Annotated in this window: 7 protein-coding genes; all 7 read right to left on the minus strand. The window is 61.9% G+C overall.

The features are described 5' to 3' along the window. The coding region (gene pufC / locus RMO81_RS15425) for a photosynthetic reaction center cytochrome PufC (protein ID WP_310476827.1) at positions 1-671 on the minus strand (671 nt) is incomplete at its 3' end. Next, on the minus strand, positions 668-1,639 hold the full coding sequence (gene pufM, locus RMO81_RS15430; RefSeq protein WP_310476828.1) for a photosynthetic reaction center subunit M: 972 nt from the start codon (positions 1,637-1,639) through the stop codon (positions 668-670). The genes pufC and pufM, both read right to left, overlap by 4 nt. 15 nt (positions 1,640-1,654) lie before the next feature. Beyond that, positions 1,655-2,479 (minus strand): photosynthetic reaction center subunit L, encoded by an 825-nt coding sequence (gene pufL / locus RMO81_RS15435; protein WP_310476829.1) that lies wholly within the window; start codon positions 2,477-2,479, stop codon positions 1,655-1,657. A 135-nt stretch (positions 2,480-2,614) separates the two neighbouring features. Next, positions 2,615-2,794: a light-harvesting antenna LH1, alpha subunit gene (pufA, locus tag RMO81_RS15440; protein ID WP_310476830.1), complete on the minus strand. Its 180-nt coding sequence runs from the start codon at positions 2,792-2,794 to the stop codon at positions 2,615-2,617. 12 nt (positions 2,795-2,806) lie between these two features. After that, complete coding sequence (gene pufB / locus RMO81_RS15445) at positions 2,807-3,037, minus strand: light-harvesting antenna LH1, beta subunit (RefSeq protein ID WP_310476832.1); 231 nt, start codon at positions 3,035-3,037, stop codon at positions 2,807-2,809. 187 nt (positions 3,038-3,224) lie between these two features. Then, positions 3,225-4,673 (minus strand): chlorophyllide a reductase subunit Z, encoded by a 1,449-nt coding sequence (bchZ, locus tag RMO81_RS15450; RefSeq protein WP_310476833.1) that lies wholly within the window; start codon positions 4,671-4,673, stop codon positions 3,225-3,227. 1 nt (position 4,674) lies between these two features. After that, the coding region (bchY, locus tag RMO81_RS15455) for a chlorophyllide a reductase subunit Y (protein ID WP_310476834.1) at positions 4,675-5,928 on the minus strand (1,254 nt) is incomplete at its 5' end.

Genomic DNA, 5,928 nt, shown 5'->3' on the forward strand with positions numbered 1-5,928 from the left:
CCCACGCGGATATTTTCCTTGCCGGCCAGATAATCCGTGAACGGATCAAAGTTCAGCGAGGCATAGGCCACGGATTTCGCCGGGGTGTTGCCGCCATATTTCTTGCCAGTGATGTTGCCCGGTTCCGGCATTGCGGTTGACCAGTTGTTGACCGGCACCGGATTGCCGCGGTGGCAGGTCCAGCAGGTGACACCGGCGTTTTCCTGCCCATCACTGGCTTGACCCGCAAAGTGCGGCTTCCAGTTGGCGTTGATGTTCTGCGTCATCAGCAACATCTTGCGGGCCACGACCTTGGTGTATTTCTCATCCGAGGCCATGTTTTCCGGGTTGTGGCAGTAGGTGCAGCCGGCGTCCTTGATGTTGGAGCCGTCGGGCGAAACCCAGGTGGTCATCGCCTGCATCAGATAGTTGAACTCGTCTACCGAGACATTGCCCAGCACGGGCACGTTCTCATAGGCCGTGCTCGCCCGGTCGCCGGCGATCATCTCCGCGGTCAGTTCATAGGGCGGGGCCGGCACTTCGCCCACCTTAGCCTTGGTGTCAGGATCGCTGATCAGTACCAGCGCGGTGCCACGCGGGCCGACCTGTTCCTGTTCCTTGCTGCCGAGTTCGCAGCCGGCCAGCAGAAGAGCCGGGAGAGCGATGGCAACCAGCCTGTTCAGCGCGTTCATTGCGGTGCTCCCGGAAGAGTGGCGGGATCGACGACACCGGTTGCCGGATATTCGCGGGCAAAACCGTGATCGACGGCCCACAGAAACCAGTTGTCGACCACCGTGCCGGTGAGCAGGATTCCGATGCCGCCGGTGAGCGTCGTCAGCACTGCAAACCACCAAGCCCAGCGGTGAATTGATTCCATCGTCGCATTCCAGCCCATCGTCCAGCGCCAGAACAGCGCAGCGCGTTCTGACGCAGTGCCGCGATCGGTGATCTGTTCGATTTCGCGTTCGCCGCCGTAACGGCCCACTGCCAGAATGGTCGCGCCGTGCATGGCAAACAGCAAGACCGAGCCATACAGGAAGGCGATGCTGAGGGCGTGGAACGGGTTGTAGAACAGATTGCCGTAGCGGATCGAGAAGGCCGCGGTCCAATCCAGGTGCGGGAAGATGCCGAACGGCACCGCTTCGGCCCAGCTGCCCATCATCATCGGGCGGATGAAACCAAGCACCAGATAGAGCCAGATCGCCGAACCGAAGGCCCAGGCGACGTGCGTGCCCATGCCAAGTTCCTTGGCGCGCACATATGTGCGGCCCCACCACAGCAAAATCGATGCCGTTAGGAAGAATCCGGCGCCAATCCACCAGCCGCCTTCATTGAGCGGCACGTTGGCAGTGAAACCATATTTGGCCGGCGGCGGTTCGAGCGCGAGCCAGAAGAACTGGCGTACGAACTGGATCGGATCCCAGTTCACCGAAGCCAGCATGTTGAGACCCATGATCTCGATGGCGATAAAGCCAGTGAGCAATGAGGCCAGGCCGAGCTTGCCGAGATAGACGGGGCCGAACTGGAAGCCGCCCAGTTTGCCCATCAGCCACGATGTGCCGAAGGGACCAATGCGGGCGTCGTTGTGCGGGCCCAGTGGCACGCCAGGTTCCAGCTCACCGCGGAGCTGAACCTGCGTGAAGATGTTTTGATAAGCCATGGTGCTTGTCCGTCCTCAACGCCAGATCGGCAGGTTGAGCCACCAGGTCCACCATTCCGGCCAGCCACGTGACCAGAAGGGACCCGAAATGATGATGCACACCGCGCTCCAGAAGCCGGCATTCATTGCCAGCAGCAGGCCCACACGGTGAATGCCCAGCGTGCCAACCGAATAACCGATCAGATCGCGGAAGAAGGTGTCTTCATACTCCGGCGACTTCACCGATTCGCCCTTGGCCGGGTTGACCGCCGACAGCACCAGCGCCCCATGCAAGCCAAGCGCCAGAGTGGTGGTGAAGAAGAAGCTCACCGCCAGCATGTGCGCCGGGTTGTAGTGGAAGTGCAGATACTGATAGCCGGTGTTCGATACCCAATCGAGGTGAGGGAAGATGCCGTAGGGGAAGCCATAGCCCCAGGCACCCATCAGCAGCGGGCGGAACACCACCAGCGTGACATAGGCGAAGATGGCCATGCCAAACGCCGCCGGCACGTGATAACCGATGCCGAGCTTGCGGCAGATTTCCACTTCACGCAGCGCCCAGCTTACAAAGGCGCCAACTGCGCAAATCGTCACGATCTGCCAGAGCCCACCTTCACGCATCGGCGCCATTTTAAGGCCATAACTGATATCAGGCGGCGCAATGTTGATGAGCCACGGGTTCCAGGTGTCGCCGATGGCCGCGCCATAGATGATCAGGAACGTGCCCAAAGCAGCGAAGAAGGCGGTCGTGACGCCGAAGAAACCGACGTAAAAGGGACCAACCCAGAAGTCGAAGAGGTCGCCGCCAATCAGCGTGCCTCCGCGAACTCGATATTTCCGTTCAAAACTCAACACCGCCATGGTGCACCTCTCCCAATATCCCGCAAGCCATCATATGCCAGCGGTACCGGTCAAGTTTTGGGTGCTGATGGGCGGGCGGCAGTGCCTGCCCGCCCATCACGCGCTTGACCGGGTTTCCCGGCTGCCCGACGGTTGTCAGGCGGCCTGGGTAGCTTCCGCGATGGCCGCTGCAGCCTTGGGCTCGGCGCCGTCCAGCCAGTTGTAGCGTTCGGTGCTGAGCAGGATGAAGTGAATCAGCACAGCCAGCGTGAACAGGAAGACCGCCAGGGCGGTCAGGATGCGCTGCGGGTTGAAAGTTTGCCAGATCTTCCACATGGTCGTCGCTCCTTAAGCGTGGGGCGCGGCGACGCTGGAAGCGTCAGCCTGCTGGATCTGGTGGATTTCCACGGCCGCATACGGACGCTTCGAGCCGAGCCAGGGGCGCCAGACCCAAACCAGCCAGTGGGCGATCACAGCCACGATCACGAAGAACGCCATCGACACGACGAAGCCCTTGTGGAACTCTCGCGCTTCGGCGTCGGTCAGGTAGGTACCCGGACCAATCTTGTTATCACTCATGCCTTTTCCTCCGATGGTTCCGCCGCACGCGACCGATATGGCCCCGCCCGACCGGCGACTTCGCGGCGTAGGATGATTCCACCGCAAAGAAAGTGAGACTGTGCGTTAATGTCTCTGCGACAGTGTAACGCACTGTCGGCGCGGAACGCAACACTGAAAAGCAGTGTTTTGAGCGATATAAGACGATTTATGCGGCCTGCGTTTCGTACAGCCGCACGGCCGCATGCAGCCGGTCGACCGTCACGGTTTTCTCGCCGGCATCGCGCGCGGCACGCTCGGCAGCATCGCGCAGGCGCTTGGCCGCTGAAATGCGTACGAGCACCGGTTCCTTGTCCACAAGGCGATCAAGTTCCGACCGGGCATCATCTGCCCACGACACCGCTTCCAGCAGGCGGGATGGGGTGGCTTCGGCCTTGTCCATCATCGTCGACAACGGCAAAATGAAGAACAGCGCATCGAACAACGCGTTACACACTTCCTGCATGATCCAGGTGCAGCCGGAATACCCCATATAGGGCGTGCCGGTGTGGCGCCGGATGGCGGCGCCGGGGAAGCTGGCGTTGATGTAGATTGAACGGCTGCCGGTTTCCGCCATGTACATCCGCTCGTTATAGCTGCCGAACACGATCAGCGGGCTCGACGTGGCGATGGCCTGTTTCACGGCTTCGTTGTCGGGCTTCACGCCGGCGTTGCGCTGAAAGGCGAACGCGCAGGGCATGCCCATATCGTCTTCCAGGAACACCTTCATGCCGCGGGCGTAGGTTTCAGTGGCCACGATGCCAAAGCTGGCCGTGGCAAAGAAATCCTGGGTGACCGAGCGCCACAAATCCCACAACGGCTTGATCGTGGTGTGCTTTTCCTTCTCGATGAAGTGGGCCGGATCGACGCCGGTCAGCTCACCTAGTTTTTCAAGGAACGCCGTGGTGCTGGCGAGGCCGATGGGCGCCTGCAGATAGGGGCGCTCCAGCGTCTCGCACAGGTTGCGCCCCCACTCGCGGTACATGCACACGTTCACCGACGCATCAGCCAGGCGGCGGATATCGGCGAGGTGGGTGCCCAGCGGGAACACCAGGTTCACTTCGCAACCGATGCCTTCGATCAGGCGGCGGATTTCCGCCAGATCCGATGGCATGTTGAAGGTGCCATATTGCGGCCCGATGATGTTGACGAGCGGCTTTTCGCCCTCTTTGCGCAGCTTGGGCGCCGGCATCTTCTTGGGCCCGAATTCCTTCCACAGCCAGGTCAGGGCGCGGTCAGCCGATTGCCACTGATCTTCATCGATGGTGCGCGGCAGGAAGCGGACGATGCTGGTGCCTTCCGGCGTCACGCCGCCGCCGATCATTTCGGCAATGGAGCCGGTGACGACCACCGACGGCAGCGCCGGATCGAGCGTACGCCACGCCCGCTTCATGGCGCCTTCGGTGCCGGTCTTGGCGAGTTCATCCTCGCTTAGGCCGGTAACGACGATGGGCAGTTCGTGCGGCGGCAGGCCGTCGGTATAGTGCAGAACCGACGTGACCGGCAGGTTTTCGCAACCGACCGGGCCATCGATGACGACTTGCAGGCCCTTCACCGATGTGAAGCTGTACACGGCGCCCCAATAGCCCCCCGCCCGATCATGGTCGAGAACGAGCATCTCAGTTTCCTATTGCTTCGCTCGCCTTGGCGGCGGCGATCATCTTGCCTGCATATTTCTTCTTGAACTCCGGCCGATCAACGGGAATTTCTTCCCAGATACCAGCGGCATGGCCCTCGCCAACGCCCTGGAAGAAGTCCTTCATCATGTCGAACCGGCCTTTGTTGCCCAGCGCGCCGTTGATGACCTGGGCCAAGCTGCCGGCGCCGGCCGGCCCCATCAGCGGCCGTGCCGAAATGAGGTTGGTGAAATACAGGCCAGGAATCGCGCGCGTCTTGGCGTACTGCACGACCGGCGTGGTGCCGATCGACAGATCGGGGTGAAATTCTTCCACCGCTGCGATGTCCTGTTCCAGGCTGGCGCGATACTGGATGCGCACGCCCTTGGCTTCCAGCCACTCACGGTCGGGATCAGACCATTTTGTGCGCGGGCAAGCCGTGCCCACGTACGGCACGTCGGCACCCGATTCGATCAGCAGTCGCGCCACCAGCAGTTCCGAACCTTCATAGCCCGAAACCGTGATGCGGCCCTTGATCGGCTTGGCCGCCAGCGCGCCCGCGATTGCCGGCAGCCACTTGTTCTGCGCGGCAGCCACCTTGTCAGCCGAAAGCCCGAAGGCATCGCCGATGGCGGCGAGCCAGGCGGCGGTGCCGTCACGGCCCACCGGAGCAGAGCCGACCATGGTGCGCCCGGCCGCTTCGAATTCCCGCACGGCCGCCGTGTAAAACGGGTGGATGCAGGCCACCACGGGCGAGGCCAGCGCGGCATAAAGCTCACGCCATTCGCGGGTGGGCACGACCGGGCCAGCGGTGAGGCCCATCGGTTCCAGCAACATCGAAATACCCACCGGATCGGCCGGGAACATTTCGCCGAGCAGAGTCACGGTCGGTTTGTCAGGCATCACGGCAGGCGCCGCGACCGGACCGGCCATGATTTCCTCACGTGCATATTTCAGCATCGCGCCGGCCAGCACGTCCTTGGCTTCGGCATGAGTTGGCACGCCAAAACCCGGCACGTCGATGCCGATGATGCGCACGCCGTTGATGCTGTTGGGCAGCAGCTGCAGCGGCACGCCCGAAGCGGTTGGCACGCACAGATTGGTCACCACGATCGTATCGTATTTTTCCGGATCGGCCTGCGCGTGCACGGCGTCACGGATATCCTCGAACAATTTGCCGGTGACCAGCGTTTCCGAATTGAACGGCACATAACCCACCGAGCGCCGCGCCCCATAAAAGTGCGACGTGAAGGTGAG

Source organism: Sandarakinorhabdus sp. (genome assembly GCF_031422795.1).
Taxonomy (GTDB): domain Bacteria; phylum Pseudomonadota; class Alphaproteobacteria; order Sphingomonadales; family Sphingomonadaceae; genus Sandarakinorhabdus.

Excerpts from the sequence above, each read along its gene's own strand:
- pufM (WP_310476828.1), bottom strand. The coding sequence starts at position 1,639 with ATGGCTTATCAAAACATCTTCACGCAGGTTCAGCTCCGCGGTGAGCTG.
- pufL (WP_310476829.1), bottom strand. The coding sequence starts at position 2,479 with ATGGCGGTGTTGAGTTTTGAACGGAAATATCGAGTTCGCGGAGGCACG.
- pufA (WP_310476830.1), bottom strand. The coding sequence starts at position 2,794 with ATGTGGAAGATCTGGCAAACTTTCAACCCGCAGCGCATCCTGACCGCC.
- pufB (WP_310476832.1), bottom strand. The coding sequence starts at position 3,037 with ATGAGTGATAACAAGATTGGTCCGGGTACCTACCTGACCGACGCCGAA.
- bchZ (WP_310476833.1), bottom strand. The coding sequence starts at position 4,673 with ATGCTCGTTCTCGACCATGATCGGGCGGGGGGCTATTGGGGCGCCGTG.